Annotated in this window: 19 protein-coding genes; 12 read left to right on the top strand and 7 right to left on the bottom strand. The window is 65.9% G+C overall.

Going from position 1 to position 18,814, the window contains the following annotated elements:
* Positions 1 to 36: 36 nt before the first annotated feature.
* Together M2337_RS05075 and M2337_RS05070 are read left to right on the top strand one after the other, a co-directional pair.
* Positions 37 to 504 (top strand): RidA family protein, encoded by a 468-nt coding sequence (locus M2337_RS05075; RefSeq protein ID WP_264571932.1) that lies wholly within the window; start codon positions 37 to 39, stop codon positions 502 to 504.
* A gap of 156 nt (positions 505 to 660) precedes the next feature.
* Positions 661 to 1,806: a GNAT family N-acetyltransferase gene (locus M2337_RS05070; RefSeq protein WP_264571931.1), complete on the top strand. Its 1,146-nt coding sequence runs from the start codon at positions 661 to 663 to the stop codon at positions 1,804 to 1,806.
* Positions 1,807 to 1,812: 6 nt separating this feature from the next.
* On the opposite strand, the gene M2337_RS05065 is transcribed toward M2337_RS05070, so the two are convergent.
* Together M2337_RS05065 and panC are read right to left on the bottom strand one after the other, a co-directional pair.
* Positions 1,813 to 2,109 carry a hypothetical protein gene (locus tag M2337_RS05065; RefSeq protein WP_264571930.1) on the bottom strand — a complete coding sequence of 99 codons (297 nt, stop codon included), beginning with the start codon at positions 2,107 to 2,109 and terminating at the stop codon, positions 1,813 to 1,815.
* A 111-nt stretch (positions 2,110 to 2,220) separates the two neighbouring features.
* Complete coding sequence (panC, locus tag M2337_RS05060; RefSeq protein ID WP_264571929.1) at positions 2,221 to 3,063, bottom strand: pantoate--beta-alanine ligase; 843 nt, start codon at positions 3,061 to 3,063, stop codon at positions 2,221 to 2,223.
* A gap of 110 nt (positions 3,064 to 3,173) precedes the next feature.
* Between panC and M2337_RS05055 the strand changes: the two genes are divergently transcribed.
* The 6 genes from M2337_RS05055 to M2337_RS05030 all read left to right on the top strand — a co-directional run bounded on the left by M2337_RS05055 (position 3,174) and on the right by M2337_RS05030 (position 9,923).
* The gene (locus tag M2337_RS05055; RefSeq protein WP_181558565.1) at positions 3,174 to 3,974 is read left to right on the top strand and encodes a division plane positioning ATPase MipZ; all 801 of its coding nucleotides are present in this window, start codon (positions 3,174 to 3,176) and stop codon (positions 3,972 to 3,974) included.
* Between the two features lie 3 nt (positions 3,975 to 3,977).
* Complete coding sequence (locus M2337_RS05050; protein ID WP_264571928.1) at positions 3,978 to 4,406, top strand: molecular chaperone DnaJ; 429 nt, start codon at positions 3,978 to 3,980, stop codon at positions 4,404 to 4,406.
* 42 nt (positions 4,407 to 4,448) lie between these two features.
* Positions 4,449 to 5,831, top strand: a complete 1,383-nt coding sequence (gene pgmG, locus M2337_RS05045) for a phosphoglucomutase/phosphomannomutase PgmG (RefSeq protein WP_264571927.1) — start codon at positions 4,449 to 4,451, stop codon at positions 5,829 to 5,831.
* 278 nt (positions 5,832 to 6,109) lie between these two features.
* Positions 6,110 to 6,313 (top strand): hypothetical protein, encoded by a 204-nt coding sequence (locus tag M2337_RS05040; protein ID WP_264571926.1) that lies wholly within the window; start codon positions 6,110 to 6,112, stop codon positions 6,311 to 6,313.
* 49 nt (positions 6,314 to 6,362) lie between these two features.
* Positions 6,363 to 8,786, top strand: a complete 2,424-nt coding sequence (locus M2337_RS05035; RefSeq protein ID WP_264571925.1) for a ligase-associated DNA damage response DEXH box helicase — start codon at positions 6,363 to 6,365, stop codon at positions 8,784 to 8,786.
* 78 nt (positions 8,787 to 8,864) lie between these two features.
* A complete protein-coding gene (locus M2337_RS05030; protein ID WP_264571924.1) occupies positions 8,865 to 9,923 on the top strand; it encodes a retroviral-like aspartic protease family protein in 1,059 nt (352 codons plus the stop codon).
* On the opposite strand, the gene M2337_RS05025 is transcribed toward M2337_RS05030, so the two are convergent.
* Positions 9,879 to 10,727 carry a rhodanese-related sulfurtransferase gene (locus M2337_RS05025; protein WP_264571923.1) on the bottom strand — a complete coding sequence of 283 codons (849 nt, stop codon included), beginning with the start codon at positions 10,725 to 10,727 and terminating at the stop codon, positions 9,879 to 9,881. The genes M2337_RS05030 and M2337_RS05025 overlap by 45 nt on opposite strands.
* Before the next feature lie 118 nt (positions 10,728 to 10,845).
* Here M2337_RS05025 and pdeM point away from each other — a divergent pair, with 118 nt between their 5' ends.
* Positions 10,846 to 11,571, top strand: coding sequence for a ligase-associated DNA damage response endonuclease PdeM (pdeM, locus tag M2337_RS05020; RefSeq protein WP_413715149.1), 726 nt, complete (start codon positions 10,846 to 10,848; stop codon positions 11,569 to 11,571).
* Between the two features lie 138 nt (positions 11,572 to 11,709).
* Entirely contained in the window at positions 11,710 to 14,586 is a 2,877-nt protein-coding gene (locus M2337_RS05015; RefSeq protein WP_264571922.1) for a TonB-dependent receptor, read from the top strand.
* Between the two features lie 80 nt (positions 14,587 to 14,666).
* Here the strand turns inward: M2337_RS05015 and M2337_RS05010 are convergent, their stop codons facing one another.
* From M2337_RS05010 to M2337_RS05000, 3 genes are read right to left on the bottom strand one after another with little or no spacing between them, the layout of a single operon-like run.
* Entirely contained in the window at positions 14,667 to 15,380 is a 714-nt protein-coding gene (locus M2337_RS05010; protein ID WP_264571921.1) for a M48 family metallopeptidase, read from the bottom strand.
* Positions 15,361 to 15,786, bottom strand: coding sequence for a YcgN family cysteine cluster protein (locus M2337_RS05005; protein WP_264571920.1), 426 nt, complete (start codon positions 15,784 to 15,786; stop codon positions 15,361 to 15,363). Before M2337_RS05005 ends, M2337_RS05010 begins: the two co-directional genes overlap by 20 nt.
* Complete coding sequence (locus M2337_RS05000) at positions 15,783 to 16,445, bottom strand: SCO family protein (protein ID WP_264571919.1); 663 nt, start codon at positions 16,443 to 16,445, stop codon at positions 15,783 to 15,785. Before M2337_RS05000 ends, M2337_RS05005 begins: the two co-directional genes overlap by 4 nt.
* 60 nt (positions 16,446 to 16,505) lie before the next feature.
* Between M2337_RS05000 and M2337_RS04995 the strand changes: the two genes are divergently transcribed.
* Both M2337_RS04995 and M2337_RS04990 read left to right on the top strand, forming a co-directional pair.
* On the top strand, positions 16,506 to 17,144 hold the full coding sequence (locus M2337_RS04995) for an ankyrin repeat domain-containing protein (protein ID WP_264588588.1): 639 nt from the start codon (positions 16,506 to 16,508) through the stop codon (positions 17,142 to 17,144).
* Between the two features lie 316 nt (positions 17,145 to 17,460).
* Positions 17,461 to 18,135, top strand: a complete 675-nt coding sequence (locus tag M2337_RS04990) for a tyrosine-type recombinase/integrase (protein WP_264571917.1) — start codon at positions 17,461 to 17,463, stop codon at positions 18,133 to 18,135.
* Positions 18,136 to 18,226: 91 nt separating this feature from the next.
* On the opposite strand, the gene M2337_RS04985 is transcribed toward M2337_RS04990, so the two are convergent.
* Complete coding sequence (locus tag M2337_RS04985) at positions 18,227 to 18,787, bottom strand: helix-turn-helix domain-containing protein (protein ID WP_264571916.1); 561 nt, start codon at positions 18,785 to 18,787, stop codon at positions 18,227 to 18,229.
* Positions 18,788 to 18,814 lie beyond the last annotated feature (27 nt).

The following is an 18,814-nucleotide window of genomic DNA, read 5'->3' as shown; positions in this document are numbered from 1 at the left end:
TTGACGCGTCTGCGGCCTCATGCTCTGGCTCCGCCCATGAGCAAGATCGACCAACACCTCGCCGCGGAGAACATCTCCCTTCCGCAAGCAGCCGCCCCCGTCGCCGCTTATGTGGCTGCGGTGCAGACCGGCAACCTGCTGCACATCAGTGGCCAGCTGCCCTTCGCGGCCGATGGCGCCCTGATGAAAGGCAAGATCGGCGGCGAGCGCGATCTCGATTGGGGCGTCGCGGCTGCAGAACGCTGCGCCCTGATGCTGGTGGCGCAGATGAAAGCGGCGCTGGGCGGCGATCTCGACCGGGTCGAGCGCATCGTGAAGCTCGGCGCCTTTGTGGCCAGCACCGCAGAGTTCACCGATCAGCCCAAGGTCGCCAATGGTGCCTCGGAGATGATGGTCCGCATTTTCGGCGATGCCGGCCGCCACGCCCGCAGCGCCGTGAGCGTACCAGTGCTGCCGCTGGATGCATCGGTGGAAATCGACGCCATCGTGCAGATTCGCGACTGAGCTACCGCGCCCGGCCCGCATGTTGGCGGCCTTGGGCGCGATGAACCTGCGGGCACTGGCAATTTCGCGCCAGACGCCCCATGTTCGGCACGTGCTGCACGACGTCGCTCCGTTTCGCTCTCTGCCCTCACTGGCGCACCGAGAGGCGCCGGCCTCATGAGCGACGCGCTCACTGTCCACCTCACCCAATCCGTCACAGCGCTGGACAAGGCGCAGTGGGACGCTTGCGCGGGCCCGGATAATCCCTTCGTCAGCCACGACTTCCTCTCCATCCTGGAAGAATCGGGCAGCGTCGGCCCCGGCACGGGATGGTCGCCAGCGCCGATCACCATTCAGGACGGCCGTGGCACCCTGATCGCCGCAGCGCCGGCCTATCTCAAGGGGCATAGTCAGGGCGAATATGTGTTCGACCATGGCTGGGCCGACGCCTGGGAGCGCGCGGGCGGGCAATATTATCCCAAGCTGCAGATCGCCGCGCCCTTCTCCCCCGTGCCGGGCCCGCGCCTGCTCCTGCGCGACGCCAGTAAAGGCCCCTCGCTGATCGCGGGCATCGAAGCGGTGGTGGACCAGAATGAGCTGTCCTCCGCCCACGCGACCTTCATAACGCCGGAGGAATGCGCGCTCTACCGCGCGGCGGGGTGGCTCATCCGCCAGGGCAGCCAGTTCCACTGGGCCAATGAAGGCTATGCCAGCTTCGATGATTTTCTCGCCCGCCTCTCCAGCCGCCACCGCAAGGATCTGCGAAAGGAGCGGGCCAAGGCGCAGGCCGGGCTGGACATCCGGCACCTGACCGGCGACGCCATCGAGGAGCATCATTGGGATGCGTTCTGGGATTTCTACCAGGATACCGGCAGCCGCAAATGGGGCCGCCCCTATCTCACCCGCGCCTTCTTCTCGCTGCTCGGCGCGCGCATGGCAGACCGGGTTCTGCTGATCTTCGCCTATCGCGACGGAAGGCCGATTGCCGGGGCGCTCAACCTCATCGGCGGCGATGCGCTGTACGGCCGTTACTGGGGTTGCAACGAGGAGGTGCCGTTGCTCCACTTTGAGCTGTGCTATTATCAGGCGATCGACGTCGCCATCGCGCGGGGCCTAGCCCGCGTCGAAGCCGGCGCACAGGGCGAGCACAAGCTCTCGCGCGGCTATCGGCCGATGCCTACCTATTCAGCGCATTACATCCCGCATCCCGATTTCAGGCGCGCCGTGGCGGACTTCGTCGAGCGTGAGGCCGCCGCCGTCGCGGATGAACGAGAATGGCTGGATGAACGCGCGCCGTTCCGCAAGGGCGGAGACGCGGGCTAAAGCCGATCAGGCCGCGACGCGCTGACTGGTCTCGATCGTCCAGGCGCGCGCGAGGCGCTGGGCCTCGGCGATTTCCCGCGCGGTCATTTCCTCGGCGATTTCAGCGCGGCAGGTCTGTGCCTCGCGGCTCCCTGCCTGTGCAGCCAGATTGAACCAGCGATGCGCTTCGACAAGATCGACAGACAGGCCCCCGGTGCCGCAGCTATAAGCCACGCCGAGATCGAAACAGGCCTGCGCATTGCCGAGCGCGGCGCGCGTGCGGCTTTCGATCAGGACCCTGGCATTGTTCATGCTTGTACCCACGAATTCCCCCCAAACACAGGTTCGCGATACCGCAACCAAGCACGCCAGCTCTTGCGAAATGGTTAACGTAGCAGAAGGGATGTTTGCACCCGATTTTTCCGGGGCATGTCTTCAGGGGTGGATGGGGATATTGTCGATCAGGCGGGTGCTGCCGATCCGCGCCGCCACCAGCAGGCGGGCGGGCCGGTCCAGCCTGGTCATCGGCTCCAGCGTGTCAGCATCGCTGAGCAGGAAATAATCGACCGAATCGAAGCCCGAATCGAGCAGATAGCGGATCGCCCAGGCCTGCACGGCGGCAACATCCTCACCGGCGCTGATGCCTTCCCCGGCCCCCACCAACGTCTCCGGCAAGGCCGCCGCGCGCGCGCGCTGGTCAGCAGTGAGATAGACGTTGCGAGACGAGAGGGCGAGGCCGTCATGGTCGCGCTGCGTCTCGACGCCGACGATCTCGACCCCCAGATCGAGGTCGCGCGTCATCCGCCGGATGATGGCAAGCTGCTGATAGTCCTTCTCGCCAAAACAGGCGATGTCCGGCCGGACCTGATTGAAGAGCTTGGCGACGACCGTCGCCACGCCCTCGAAATGGCCGGGCCGCCATTCGCCATCCAGCCGGGCGGACAGGCCATCGACATTCACATGGCTGGTGAAGCCGGCGGGATACATGGTTGCAACGTCCGGCAGCCACAGGGCGGCAACACCCGCCTGCGCCAGCATCGCGGCATCGCTCTCCTCGCGGCGGGGATAGGCCGACAAATCTTCATTGGGGCCGAACTGGGTGGGGTTGACGAAGATCGACGCGACGACATGGCTCGCCCGGCGCCGCGCTTCCGCGATCAGCGCCATGTGCCCGGCGTGCAGCGCGCCCATGGTGGGGACGAAGGCAATGCGGCCCGCATCCGCCCGCAGCGAGGCGAGACCGGTTCTGATCGAGGGAAGGTCACGGAAGATTTGCACGCGGCACGAGGCTCCGATAAGGCCGGCGGAGAAGGTCGGGGCTGGCTTCGCTTGTCCTGACCGGACGGTCAAGAGGCCGTAACCACCCAGGAAGAGTTTCGACCCAGCCCATGTCCAGCGCCGCGCCGCATCTCATCGTCTTTGCCAATGAAAAGGGTGGCACAGGCAAATCCACCACCTGCGTCCACACCGCCGTCGCGCTGGCTGCGCAGGACGTGTCCGTGGCCTTGATCGACCTCGATCACCGGCAGCGCACCTCTGCTCGCTACCTGGAGAATCGCGAGGCGACAGCGCGCCGCCGTGAGGTGGACCTGCCCTCCCCCAGCTACGCCGTTTATGATGGCGACAGCACTGCGGGCCTGAACGAGGCCATCGCCAAGGCCGCCAGCCAGGCGCAGGTCGTCATCATCGACACGCCCGGCCGCGATGATCCGATGGCGCGTTATGCCGCGGCGGCGGCGAACACGCTCGTCACGCCGATGAACGACAGCTTTGTCGATTTCGACCTCATCGGGCAGGTCGATCCTGAGAATTTCAAGGTCAAGCGGCTGAGCTTCTACTCGGAGCTGATGTGGGAAACCCGCAAGACCCGTGCGAAGGCCGATGGCGCCTCGATCGACTGGGTGGTGCTGCGTAACCGCCTGCATCACATGGAAGCGCGCAACCAGAAGCGCGTGGGCGATGCGCTCTCGGAACTCGCCCGCCGCGTGGGCTTCCGCGTCATTCCCGGCCTGTCCGAGCGCGTGATCTTCCGCGAACTTTTCCCCTCGGGCCTGACTTTGCTCGATCGCGGCCATCTCGGTGAGCTCGGCGTCAGCCATCTGGCGGCACGGCAGGAACTGCGCGAGATGATCGCCGGCCTTGCGCTGCCGATGCTCGGCGGGGCTCCCCAGAAAAAGAGCGCCGCCTGAGGCATGCTGCTGCTCGCTGTCGCACTGGGCGGGCTGGGCTTCTGGTTCTGGTACCGCCTCCGCAAGAGCGGGCGCAAGGTGCCGGCGGCCTGGCTGGGCGTCGCCGGCACGCTGATCGGCACGATCATGATGACCAAGGGCATGGCGGTGACAGGCGCGCTGGTCGCGACCGTCTCCGGCCTGTGGCTGCGCTTTGGGGACAGTCTGGCAGGCGGGCGCGCGCCCTCCCCCGCTCCGCTGAGCGCGCGCGATCTCAGCCGCGCGGAAGCGGCCGACCTGCTTGGCGTGTCGATCAATGCCAGCCGCGACGAGATCATCGCCGCGCATCGCAAGCTCATCGCCAGAAATCATCCGGACGCCGGCGGATCGCCCGGCCTCGCCGCGCGGATCAATGCTGCGCGTGATACGTTGCTAAAATCGCAAGAAACATAAGCTAGCCGGTTCGCTTTCCTTCGACCTTCTCCGGGACTTTCCATGACGCATCAATTCCATCCGACCACGCTGCGCGAATATGACATTCGCGGCATCATCGATGAAACGCTGGGCGAGGCGGATGCCTATGCCATCGGCCGGGGCTTCGGCACCCGCGTCGCGCGGCTGGGCGGACGCGCCGTCGCGGTCGGCTATGACGGGCGCCTCTCCTCGCCGATGCTGGAGGAGGCCCTGGTGCGCGGTCTCAACGACAGCGGCATTCACGCGGTCCGCATCGGCCTTGGCCCGACGCCGATGCTCTATTATGCCGAGGCCGTGCTGGATGTGGACGGTGGCATCCAGATCACCGGCAGCCACAACCCGGCCAATTACAATGGCTTCAAGATGGTGCTCCAGAAAGGCCCCTTCTTCGGCAAGGACATCCAGAGCCTAGGCACGATGGCGGCGGCCGGCGATTGGGTCGAGGGCAGCGCCGGCAGCGAGCAGGTCGACATTCTCGACCGCTATGTCGCCCGGTTGATGGAAGGCTTCGACGGCCAAGCCTACAAGATTGGCTGGGATGCCGGCAACGGCGCCGCCGGCCCGGTGATCGACAGGCTGGTGAAGCTGCTGCCCGGCGAGCACCACACGCTGTTCACCGATGTCGACGGACATTTCCCGAATCACCACCCGGACCCCACCGAGGAGAAGAACCTCGTCGACCTGCGCGCGCTGGTCGCGGAGAAGGGCCTCGATTTCGGCCTCGCCTTCGACGGCGATGGCGACCGGATCGGCGCCATCGATGGCGAGGGGCGCATCATCTGGGGCGACCAGCTTCTTGCCATTCTCGCCGAGCCGGTGCTCGCCGCTGAACCGGGCGCCACGATCATCGCCGATGTGAAGGCCAGCCAGGCGCTATTCGACCGGGTGGCGGAGTTGGGCGGCAAGCCGCTGATGTGGAAGACCGGCCACAGCCTCGTCAAATCCAAGATGAAGGAGACGGGCAGCCCGCTTGCCGGCGAGATGAGCGGGCACATCTTCTTCAAGCACGAATATTATGGCTTCGACGACGCCCTGTACGCGGCCGTCCGCCTGATTCGCGCTGCCAGCACGCTGGGGCGCAGTGTCACGCTGCTGCGCGGCGCCATGCCGGCCATGGTCAACACGCCGGAGCTGCGTTTTCAGGTCGATGAGAGCCGGAAGTTCGCCGTAATCGAGGAAGTGCTGCGCCGACTCGCCGAATCCGGTGCGACGATCGATTCCACGGATGGCGCGCGCGTCACCACGCCGGACGGCTGGTGGCTGCTGCGTGCGTCCAACACACAGGACGTTCTGGTCGCCCGCGCGGAGGCGCGCGACGCCGACGCGCTGGACCGCCTGCTGGCGCAAGTCGATGAACAGCTTGCACTTTCTGGTCTGCAGCGTGGTCCCGCCGCTGGGCATTAACGTCAACCAGATGCGTAGACTGAAGAGGTCGATTGCAAATTGTGCAATCAACACTCTTCATTTCGCAATTGCAGGAAATTCGTATGTAACGCATACAGTTCCTGCCTTTCAGGCATCCTCTCCTAAAACTTCCAGGCCGTCCTTCGGGGCGGCCTTTTTTTTGGCTTACCGCACCGCCATCCGTCACGTAGCGAGGTGCGCCGAACCCGCTGCGCGGCCAGCCGCGAAACTCAGGCGGCGCCCATGCGTTTAATGGGTTTGGAAAATAGGAGAGAAACATGGGCAGCCTCTGGAGCCTCATGACCGTTGTCGGGCCAGTCCTGTTTGCCGCGGTGCTGGTCTACGCAATCTGGCGCAACAAGCGCGATACCAAGCCGGGCGACGAAGCGCGGAGCGACCGCGCCGCCAAGGACCTGCGCGACAGTCTCGACCGTGAAGACAAGCGCCGGGATGGTAAGGAGCCCTATTCCACCCGGGCTTGAGTAAGCATGACGGGGCATCCACATTGAAGGCATGGCCCCGCGCGCGCACATGACCCCATCTCTGCCGCCCCTCATCACCGGGTGGTTCGACCGGCGGGGTTGGTCCGTCCGTCGGCATCAGCAGGCGATGCTGGAGGCGGCTCAAGCGGGGTGCCATGCCCTGCTCGTCGCGCCCACTGGAGCCGGCAAGACACTCGCCGGCTTCCTGCCCACACTGGCCGACCTCGCGGATGCGCCGACTGAGGGTCTGCACAGCCTCTACATCTCCCCGCTGAAGGCACTGGCCGTGGATGTGCAGCGCAACCTGCTCACGCCCGTCAGCGAGATGGGCCTGCCGATCCGCATCGAGACGCGCAGTGGCGATACGCCATCGGACCGCAAGGCGCGGCAGCGGGCCAAGCCGCCTCACATCCTGCTCACCACGCCCGAATCGCTCTCCCTGCTGCTGAGCTACCCGGACGCGGACCTGATCTTCGCGTCCCTTAAAACCGTCATCATCGATGAGATCCATGCCTTCGCGAGCGGCAAGCGCGGTGATCTGCTGGCCCTGTCCCTCGCTCGCCTGCAGAGCATCGCCCCCGACCTTCGCCGCGTCGGCCTGTCGGCAACCGTGGGCGACCCCGATGCCTATCGCCGGTGGCTGGCGCCCGCCGGCGCGCAGGCGGAAGTGGCGCTGGTCGAAGGCGAGCCGGGCGCCGCGCCGGACCTCACCATTCTGATGCCGCAGGACCGCGTGCCCTGGTCCGGCCACAGCGGCAAATATGCGGCGGGTCAGGTGATCGACATCATCCGCCAGCACCGCATGACGCTGGTGTTCTGCAACACGCGCGGCCTGGCCGAACTCATCTTTCAGGAATTGTGGGCGGAGAATGAGGATACGCTGCCCATCGGCATACACCATGGCAGCCTCTCCCGCGAGGCGCGCCGCAAGGTGGAGGCCGCGATGGCGGCCGGCAAGCTGCGCGGCCTTGTCGCCACCGCTAGCCTCGATCTGGGCATCGATTGGGGCGATATCGACTGCGTGATCCAGATGGGCGCGCCGAAGGGCAGCTCGCGCCTGCTCCAGCGCATCGGCCGCGCCAATCACCGGATGGACGAGCCGAGCAAGGCGATCGTCATCCCCGGCAACCGCTTCGAATATCTCGAAGCGCAGGCTGCCTGGGACGCCGTGATGAGCGGCGAGCGCGATGCCGACGATTTCCGCCCCGGCGCGCGCGATGTACTGGCGCAGCACATCATGGGGCTGGCCTGCGCCGGCCCGCTCGATCCCACCGCGTTGCTGGCCGAAATCCGCACCGCCACGCCTTATGATTGGCTGGACGCGGCCCAGCTTGAGGACATTCTCCAGTTCGTTTCCACCGGTGGCTATGCGCTGCGCGCTTATGACCGGTTCCAGCGCCTCGTCCGCACGCCCGAAGGCCTCTGGCGCATTGCCCATCCCCGCCTTGCCCAGCAGCATCGGCTGAACGCCGGCATCATCGTCGACCAGCCGGCGCTTGATGTGCGCTTCAGCAACGGTCGCAAGCTCGGCACGGTGGAGGAGAGCTTTGCCGCGACGCTCAGCCCGGGCGATCGCTTCTTCTTCTCCGGCCTCTCGCTGGAGCTGGTCCGCCAGACCGAGGCCGAGTTGTTCGTCAAGGCGACATCGCAGCAGGCCCGCATTCCCAGCTGGGGCGGCACGCGCATGGCAATGTCGACGCATCTGGCCGGCCGCGTGCGCGCTTTCCTGGCCGATCCGACGCAATGGAACCGCTTCCCGCCCGACGTTCATGAATGGCTGGCGATGCAGGCGGTCCGCTCCGTGCTGCCGCAGCCCGAGCAGTTGCTGGTCGAAACCTTCCCGCATGAGGGGCTGCACCATATGGTGGTCTACAGCTTCGAGGGGTGGAACGCGCATCAGTCGCTCGGCATGCTGCTCACCCGCCGCATGGAAGAGCGCGGCCTCAAGCCCGTCGGCTTCGTGTCCAACGATTATGCGCTGGCCGTCTACGGCCTGGAGCCCGTTACCGACCCCCGCCCGCTCTTTTCCGCCGACATTCTGGACCGTGAGTTCATCGCCTGGGTCGAGGAAAGCAGCCTGCTCAAGCGGGCCTTTCGCGACGTGGCGGTGATCTCCGGCCTCATCGAACGCCAGCAGCCTGGCGCGCGCAAGACCGGGCGGCAGGTCAGCTTCTCGACCGACCTCATCTATGACGTGCTGCGCCGCTATGAGCCGGAGCATCTGCTGCTCAAGGCCGCCTGGGCCGATGCCCGCGCGCGCATGACCGATGTCGGAAGGCTCGGCGAGCTGATCGACCGGGCCAGCGCCACCATGCTGCACAAGCCGCTCGACCGGGTGAGCCCGCTGGCCGTGCCGGTGCTAATCATGATCGGGCGCGAGCATGTGGCCGGCCCGCAGACCGACGACAGCCTGCTCGCGGAGGCCGAATCGCTCGCCCGCATTGCCATGACGCCCGACGCGCCGCCCGGCTAGCATCGCCTGCGCCCGCCTCGATCCTTTTGGCGGGACCACAAAATCGTGATAAGCTGCCCGTCTTGGGAGACCTTGGGGATGGTTTTCGGCTCGACGCTTCGGCTGACCCTGGCAAAGGCTGTAATCACGGCCGCTGCGGCTTTGACCGGGCCGTTCGGCATCGCCAGCCAGATCCCGAGCGGGAGCGACCATTTCGTCATCGCGCCGCGTGGTCCTGAGATACCGGTCGATCCCAGCACCTTCGACCTCAACGAGCCGGTCATGCCCATCGGCGGCGATCCGGGGATGCGGATGACCATGCCGGTGCGGATCGGCGAGCGCGGCCCTTATCCGTTCATGATTGACACCGGCTCCCAGCGCACCATCATCGCCACGGAGCTGGCCACGCGGCTGATGCTGCCGCCGCTCCAGCCGGTCGAGATCATCAGCATGGCCGGGCGCGTCACGGTCTCATCCGTTCAATTGAGCGATCTGCGCTTTGGCGATCATGCGGTCAGTTCGCTCGCTGCGCTCACTATCGCTCGCGCGGACATGGGCAGCCTGGGGATCATCGGACTGGACAGCCTCGCGGACAAGCGCCTGATCCTGGATTTCAACCAGCGCCGTATGGAAGTCAGCCGCAGCCGCCGCTCATCCGCCGTGCGTGACGAGAAGGACGCCATCGTGGTGCGCGCGCGCAGCCGCTATGGCCAGCTGATCCTGATGAACTCGCGGGTGGACGGTCGTAAGGTAGACGTGATTCTGGACACCGGCGCCGAGCAGAGCGTCGGCAATATGGCGCTGTTCCGCAGCCTCAAGGCCAAGCGGCTGGTGGTGCCGCCAACGCCGACCGCGCTGACCAGCGTCACCGGTGTCGATGTGCCGGCCCAGTTCGCCGTCGTCCGCCAACTCACCATCGGCGACGCAACGCTCGACAATGTGCCGATGCTGTTCCTGGATGCCGCGCCCTTTACCGAGCTTGGTCTGGGCGAGCGGCCCGCCATGCTGCTGGGCATGGGGATGCTGCGCCTGTTCGACCGGATCGCGATCGATTTCGGCCAGCGGCATGTCGATTTCCACCTCGCCGGCGGCGATGCCCGGCGACGGGGCAGGCTAGACTTCGCCGAGACCGGCGCAGCGGACGCAAGCGGGCGCTGAGCCTCCCTCATCCGCGCCTCCGGCAAGCGGTTGCCCGCAGGCCGGGCACAGCGCGGCCGGGACCACCTGCTCGCCATGGGTGATCCCGACGCGCTCATCGAACAGGAAGCAGGCGCCGTCCCACAGGCTGGCGGCCTCCTCGACTTCCGCGAGATAGGCGAGGATGCCGCCCTTGAGGTGATAGACCTCCTCGAAACCCTGCGCGCGGGCATAAGCCGTCGACTTCTCGCAGCGTATGCCGCCGGTGCAATACATGGCGATCCGGGGCTTGCGGCCTTCCGCGCGCCATTGCGCCGCCTGCGCATCGAACCAAGCCGGGAAGTCGCCGAAGCTCGCCGTCATGGGATCGACCGCGCCGGCGAACCGCCCCAGCGCCACCTCATAATCATTGCGGGTGTCGATAAGGATCGTGTCCGGATCGCTGATCAGAGCGTTCCACTGCGCCGGCGGCACATGCGTGCCCGCGCCCTGCGCCGCATCGACGCCGGGCCGGCCCATGGTCACGATCTCGGGCTTCACCTTCACTTTCCAGCGCGCGAACGGATGCCGCTCCGTGCTGTGCAGGCGCGGCGCCAAGGGCGCGAAGCCCGGCTCGGCGCGCAGGCGCGCGAACAGGCGCTCCACCGCATCGGCCGACCCCGCGATGGTGCCGTTCATGCCCTCCTGCGCCAGGATGATGGAGCCGGAGAGGTCCAGTGTGGCGCCCAGCGCGCGCAGGTCGGTCGCCAGCGCCTCCGGGTGGGGCAAGGGCGCGAAGCGGTAGAAGGCGGCGACGGTCAGCAGGGATGCGGGTTCGTGCGACATGGGCGCGCGCCTACACCAGCCGAGCGGGGAGAGCCAGAGCCTGCGGGCCATCGCAAAAGTTCCACTTTTGTTCAACTGCCCGATTGCGCCCTGCCCGCTGCGACGGCATAGCAGGGCCATGAGGTCGTCCCCACTCATCGATCAACCCATGCCGCGCGCGGCAGGCTGTGGCCCGGCCTTCAGCTTTGCCGGCCAGAGCTGGCAGGCTTTGCCCCAAGGTGCCTTGTTCTGGCAGGAACGGGCCGCGCTGATCGTTGCCGATCTTCATTTCGAGAAGGCCAGCGCCTTCGCCCGGCGCGGCCAGATGCTGCCGCCTTATGACAGCCGCGCCACGCTGGATGCGCTGACGGCGGTGATCGCCCTCACCCAGCCGCGGGAGATCTGGTGCCTGGGGGACAGCTTCCACGATGGCGGCGCGCACGAGCGGATGAGCGGCGAGACGCGCGCGCGGATCGCGCAGCTGACGGCCACCTATCGCTGGACCTGGATCACCGGCAATCACGATCCCCTCGGCGCCTCGGGCGTTGATTCGCCGCTGGGGGGTGAAAATCGGGCAGAAGCGCTCGTCGATGGCGTCATATTGCGCCATGAAGCCATGCCCGGAGAGGTGCGACCGGAAATTTCCGGACATTTTCATCCCAAGTTGCGGATGAGCCTGCGCGGGCGACATATCTCGCGGCGCTGCTTCGTGAAGGGCGGCAGCAAGATTATCGTGCCCGCCTTCGGGGCGTTCACCGGCGGCCTTGACGCAGCGTCACCGGCAATCGCCTCTCTTGTCGGCCGGAACAGCGAAGCGCTTATCGCGCTGGAGGATCGGCTGCTGCGTTTCGCTCTTTGGCGATAAGCGGCCTCCGCCGACTGTAACCCTTATGCAACAAACCGATGAATCCCGGAAATGAGGGAGTTGCGCCCCATGGCTATTGGCATATGCTCTCGAATAACCGGCACAAATGCCGGACCGGACAAACGTGCAGGAGAGCGAATGATGCCCAAGCCATCCCTCATTGCGTCTGCCAGTGTTGCCGCACTGCTATGCGCCCTTGCGACCCCCGCCTTTGCTCAGGACGCCAGCGATGCGACCGCGCAGAGCGGCGATGAGAGCAATATGGGCGAGATCATCGTCACCGCCACGCGGCGCGCCAGCCCGCTCTCGGATGTGCCGATCGCCGTCTCAGCCGTGACCGCCCAATCGCTGCAGAACAGCGGCGCGAACGACATTCGCCAGCTCAACCAGCTTGCGCCCTCGCTGCTCGTCTCCTCCACCGGATCGGAAGCCAATGGCGCCGCGCGCATCCGTGGTGTCGGCACGGTGGGCGACAATCCGGGTCTGGAAAGCTCCGTCGCGGTGTTCATCGACGGCGTGTATCGCTCCCGCACGGGCGCGGGCTTGACCGATCTCGGCGAGATCGAGCGGGTGGAAGTGCTGCGCGGCCCGCAAGGCACGCTGTTCGGGCGCAATGCCTCGGCCGGTCTGCTCAACATTGTCAGCAAGGCGCCGGAATTCCAGTGGGGCGGCAGCGCGGAAGCCAGCTTCGGCAATTATGAAGCTTGGCGGCTCGCCGGGCGGATCACCGGCCCGCTCAGTGAGACCATCGCCGCCAGCATCGACGGCGTCTATTCGCGGCGCGACGGGTTCCTGAACATCGTGGACGCCTCGGGCGCCAAGATCGGCGATACCAATGACCGCAACCGCTACTTCCTGCGCGGGCAGCTGCTCTTCGAGCCCTCGGATGCGCTCTCCGTCCGGCTGATCGGCGACTACACCAACCGCGACGAAAGCTGCTGCGGCGCTGTCTATATCGATACCGGCGAGGAAGTGGGCAGCTCGCCCACCAATTACACGCAGAACGCCACAAACCGCATCGTCACGATCCTGAGCGCGCTCGGCACGCGCTTTCCCAATGGCCCCACGCCCTATGCCCAGGACCCCTATCAGCGGAACATCAGCATCACGCCGGGCCGGGACTATGTAAGCAAGCTGGAGGATTGGGGCCTCTCGGGCGAGATCAATTATGATTTCGGCAATGCCAAGCTGACCAGCATCACCGCCTATCGCGACTACAAGTCGTCGGATTACGGCGATTATGATTATTCGACCGCCGACCTGCTCTATCGCGACCCCGGCACCTTCCGCCAGTTCCGCACCTTCACGCAGGAATTGCGCCTGCAGGGTTCGGCGCTGGGCGGCATGCTCGACTGGCTGGTGGGCGGCTATTACGCCAATGAGAAGCTGACACTGCGCGACAACATCCGCTTCGGTGCTGATTATGGCCGCTTCGCAGCCTGCCGCCTGATGGCCGGCACCGGCGCCGCCAGCAATCTCTCACCCGCCCAGCTCAGCCTGTGCGCCGCGCCGATCGACGGCAACGCGCTCACGCCGGACGTGGGCAACCTGATCAGCGCAACGCAAGCCAGTCTGAATGCTGGCCTCTATGCCTCCATCTACGCCCGGGCGATCAGCCAGGGCGCCTCGCCGACGGTGGCCAATGCGACCGCGACAGCGCAGGCGGGCGCGATTTCGGGCGGCCTCGGCACCGGCCTTACCGCGCTGGCGACCATCCCCAACGGTGCCGGCGATACCGACAGCCGCTATTATCAGCGCAGCGAGAACTGGGCGCTGTTCACCCACAACATCATCCACCTCACCGATGCGCTCGATCTGACCCTGGGCGTGCGCTACACGCGCGAGACCAAGCGCTTCTCGGGCGATCTCAACAATAACAATGCGACCTGTGCCGCCTTGCAGGCCTCCGCCCTGCCAGGCATCGCGACCAATCCGGCGCTCGGCTCGGCCGCGCAACTGGCGGGCGGCATCCTCACGCTCGGCTGCCTGGGCAATGCCAGCACCGGCCTCAACGCGCTCGACCTGCAGGACCGGCAGACCGAGGGCAAATTCTCCGGCACGGCTGTCCTGTCCTACAAGGTCGGCGGCGGCCTGATGGTCTATGGCGGCTATTCGCGCGGCTATAAGGCTGGCGGTTACAATCTGGACCGGTTCGAGTTGGGCAATACCGGGGTCGGCACCGGCATCGCGCCGATCACCTACTTCTCGCCGCGCAGCAATGCCGATGCGGCGAGCCTCGCCTTCGGCGCAGAGACGGTCGACGCTTACGAGATCGGCCTCAAATATGCGCGCCGCGAATGGGGCTTCAACCTCGCCGCCTTCCGGCAGGCGTTCAGCAACTTCCAGCTCAACACGTTCAACGGCACCAGCTTCGTCGTCCAGAATATCAATGGCTGCGATGGCGCCAAGGCCGCGAACGGCACCTGCGCCGAGACCAAGCCCGGCCTCATCAGCCAGGGCGTCGAGATCGAGGCCTATGTCCAACCGGTCCGCTCGCTGCGCGCCACGGCGGGGGTAACCTATACCCGCGCCAAGTTCGCCGACCAACTCGTCGGCAATGCGGATGGCTCGGTGCCGCTCGACCCCGCGCTGTTCCTGCTCGAAGGGCAGGATAACAGCAACGCGCCGCGCTGGGTGGCGACCAGCAGCATTGCCTGGACACCGGAGCTGGGCGGCGGCTTCAGCGGCCTCGTCTATGTCGATAACCGGATCACCGGCGACTATAACACCGGCTCGGACCTCTATCCGGAAAAGGCGCAGGACGGCTACATCGTCACCAATGCCCGCATCGGCCTGCGCGGCCCGGGGCAGGCCTGGGCCATCGAGCTGTGGGCGCAGAACCTGTTCGACAGCGACTATAGCCAGGTCGCCTTCAACAGCCCGCTGCAAAGCTCCAGCCCCAATCACCAGTCGCGCGCGCAACTGGGTCGGTTCGGCGCCATGTCGAACCAGCTCTTCTCGGCCTATCTCGCCGAGCCGCGCACTTATGGCATCACGGTGCGCAGCCGCTTCTGAGCGGGCATAGCCAGGACGACGGAAGGGCGCGGTGCGAGCCGCGCCCTTCGACGTTTTTCACAGATCGAGAACGCGGTCGCTCAGGCGGTATAGCGATGCAGGCTACGCCCTTCAGCGCGCAGCCAGGCGCGGGCCGCATCCGGACAGACCGGCGAAATCGCGCGCACCAGCGCATGGAATTCCGGGCCGTGGTGCATATGCTCGAGATGCGCGACCTCGTGCGCCACGGTGGCCAGCCGCACATGCGGGGGCGCCAGAATCAGCCGCCAACTGTAGCGGATGTTGCCATCCACCGAGCAACTGCCCCAGCGCGCGCGGGGATCGCCGATCGCCACCTGACGCAGCGGCAGGGCGTGCCGGGTCGCGAGGGCCTGCGTTTCGGTCGTCAGTGCCGTGCGCGCCTGCGTTTTGAGCCAGCGCAGCGCCCGTGCACCCGCCAGATCGACCGGTCCGCCCACCAGTAGCTCGCCTTGCTCTGCCCGCACCTGCCGGGTACGCGCGCCGGTCGCAACGATGCGCAGCGGCCTGCCTTCAAAGGGCACGAGCGCGCCATCGGCCAGCGTGACAAGCCCGCCATTGCGGCCCCGCTGCCCCTCAATCCACTCTCCTTGCGCCCGGACCCAGTCCAAGGCGCGCGGCAGCGAGGCACGCGGGGGAATGGTCAGCAGGGCACGGTCACCCAGCTCATCGAACCGCAGCTTCATCCGCCGCGCCCGCCCATGGCGCATCACGACGACGGACAGCGCCGCCCCGTCCGCCAGCGTGAGCCTGTGCTCAGAGCGCGCGGTCGACAATGTGATTTTCCAGATCGCCCGCGATCGTCTCGGAGATCGTCCAGCCGCGAATGCTCTGGCCGGCACGATGCACCGCCTCGCGATCCCCGCAGATCAGATAATGCCAGTCCGGCAAGGGCTCGTCATGGGCACGCAGGCGATAGGCGCAGGTCTGCGGGAGCCATTCGATCTCCTGCAGATTGGCCCGGCTCAGCCGCAGGCAATCAGGCACAAACGCGCGGCGCTGGCGGTAATTGCTACACTGGGCGGTATCCCGATCCAGCAGTCGGCAGGCGACATTGGTCGGGTAGATTCGCCCGGTGTCGGCATCCTCCACCTTGTGCAGGCAGCATTTGCCGCAGCCATCGCACAGCGCCTCCCACTGCGCGCGGTCAAGCGTTTCGAGAGGCTGCTCCCAGAAGCTCATCGGACATAGTGGACGAGGAAATCGTGCACGCCCTTGGCCACCGTCTCATCCGCGGAAGCCAGTTCCTCGACCGGCACAAGCGCGATGGGCTTGCCATCCGGCCCGAACAGGAAGGGCGTGCGGGTGTGGTTGACGAGATAATCCTGCTTGGCGGCCTGATCGCCCTCCTTGCTGGCGACCACCACGAAGTCCGTCTTCACCTTCTCGATCTGCTCGGGCGTGCCCGTGAGGCCGATGAGCCGGGGATGGAAATGCGCGACATAGCCTTTCACCACATCGACGGTGTCACGCTCGGGATCGACGGTGATGAAGATCGGCTGGATCTTGGCCGCAACCTCGGGATGGTCCTTCTCCAGCATCCGGTAGCCGAGCATGATCCGGTTGAGGTCCAGCGGGCACACATCCGGGCAGAAGGTGTAGCCGAAATAGACGAGGCGGTACTTGCCCTGGAAATCCGCCCAGCGCACGCTCTTGCCATTCTGGTCGGTCAGCGTGAAATCGCCGCCGATCCTGGCGCCGACGAGATTGCCCTCGGCAGGAAGCGACTCACTGCCGCCGGCCTGGTTGCCGCCGCTCTGGCCCTGGCAGGCGGCCAGCGCCAAGCCGATGGAAAGCGAGAGGATTTTTTTGCAGGCTTTATTCATGACAGGGCCAGCCATGCCCTGCTATTGGAGCCAAGGCAACTGCTTGAGACGAACGCAAGGCGAAGGGGGTACAGGGTGAAGATCGATCGGCGCAGGGGAATGTTGGTCCGCATGGGCAGCCCACTGGCGCTCGCGCTGGCGCCGCTGATCGGCGCGGTGACGGCACAGCCCGCCATGGCGCAATTCTCCGACAGCTACCGCTTCCTCGAGGCGGTGCGCAAAGGCGATACCGCCAAGATTGCCGAAGTGCTCGAAACCCCCGGCGTCACTCCGATCAACACCAAGGATCGCACCAGCGGCGAGACCGCATTGCTGATCGTGGTCGGCCAGCGCAGCGTGATGATGACCAATTATCTGCTCTCCAAGGGCGCGCGCGCAGACCTGACCGACAATAACGGCCGCACGCCCCTGATGCTCGCCGTGGAACGCCGCTTCGTGGAAGGCGCACAGCTGCTGCTCGCCCACAAGGCCGATCCCAACCAGACCAACAGCAGCGGCGAAACCCCGCTGATCCGCGCGGTGCAGATGCGCGACATGGAGATGGTGCGGCTGCTCGTCACCAACGGTGCCGACCCGCTGCGCCGCGACCGACTCGCCGGCATGTCGGCGCTCGATTACGCAAAGGCCGGCGCGCCAATGAGCGGCCTGATCGATCTGCTCAACAGCGCGGAAAAGCCCAAGGTCAGCGGCGCCGTGCAAGGTCCGCGCCTCTAGGCCACCGCCTGACGCTCACAGGACAAGCTGCCTGGCCCGGCCCGCATTGCAAGCGGGACCGGATCGACAGGCCATTGGGATATTACGCCATATTGGATGCTTCACCGCACGGCTTTGGCCGCGCGACGCGGCCGCGCGCATCCCGTCTGCAGATCAAGTGCTATTGCATCCATTTCGGATCGGCGGAAACTTCCGCCCAAGTCCAGATTTGTTACTTGATGGTTAATGAAACGATAATTTGAGCAGCATCCGTCACGCTCCAAATCATGACGGAACTGTTCCAGATTAGAATGATCATCAACGGGGGACGAAATCGATGAACTGGTCTGTATTCGACGAATATGGCTGCCGAAAATATTTGAACCGATCCGAAATGAGCTGCTTCCTCGATAGTGCAAAGACTGCCCCGCCTTCCGTCCATGCCTTCTGCCGCTTGCTCGCCGAAACCGGGTGCCGCATTTCGGAGGCGCTCTGCCTGACCCTAGGGCGGATCGACCCCGCTGCCTGTGTCGTCATCTTCGAAAGCCTCAAGAAGCGGAAGAGAGGCATTTTCCGCCGCGTGCCGATCTCGTCGGGGCTGGTGCGCCTGCTTACCGATATTGCCGGCAATGATCGCGCCGCCCCCCTCTGGCGCTGGTCCCGCACCACCGCCTGGCGCCACGTCCACGAGCATATGGACCGGACGCATATCAAAGGCCCGCAAGCCTGCCCGCGCGGCCTGCGACATGGCTTTGCCGTCGCCGCGCTCGGGGCGGGCGCGCCGCTTAATCTCGTGCAGTCATGGCTCGGCCACGCCAATATCGAAACCACGAGCATCTATGCGGTAGCGGTCGGTCCCGAGGAGCGCGAGATCGTCGAGCGAATCTGGAGTCGCATCCGCGCCGGCGACCTCGCGCAGCGCCGCGTCCCATCCGCCAACCACCGCAATGCCGGAGCGGCAGCAGCCCGGCGCAATGCCAGCCCGGCGGCATCCGAGCATTATTTCTTCTGAACACCACAATCTTAGCCCCTCCTCGTCAGAGGAGGGGTTGGGGTGGTGCGGCAACCACCCCGTCATGCACCTTCCGCGCGATGCATCTCCCTCAGGACGGACTCTTGATCCGTCCCAGGCTCGTCTCCTCAAGCGCGAGGCGGGAGATGACGTCCTTGATCAGCGCCGCGCAATCGGCCGGAACGCAATAGCCGCGCCGATAGAAGGAGACGATCGGGTCCGGCATATTCTTGTTGCGAAACGCCTTGCGCAGCTCGGACACGAACACCTTGATCGAGCTTTCCGCAAATCCCAGGCTCGCCCGCAGTTCGTGCGGCGCGTGGAACACATCCGGATTAGCCATCAGCCACATGAGCAGGCGCACGGCGCTGGGGCTGCGCAGATTCATATGCGCCTGCAGCATCCGCAGGATTTGCGTGTCGCCCTGACGCGCGGAACGGCGGGCATCGCCTTCTACCGTCCGGCTGTCGATCAGGTCGCTCGCAGAAGCGTGCTCCATCTTCTCGATGGCTTCCGCCAGGGCCCGCGACCAGATCAGCCGCGCATAGGCCGATTCCATCGTTCCGAGCCGCCGCACCATCAGCGCGATTCCGGCGGCCGATCGCGGTACGGCCGCCCCCACGCTCTCGAAGTCACTATCGAATATGGTCATAACCCTGCCCCCAGCATGAAGCGCGAG

The organism is Sphingobium sp. B2D3A, assembly GCF_025961795.1.
Classification (GTDB): Bacteria; Pseudomonadota; Alphaproteobacteria; order Sphingomonadales; family Sphingomonadaceae; genus Sphingobium.
Note: the sequence above shows the minus strand (reverse complement) of the source record. Positions and strands in the feature narration are given on the sequence as shown.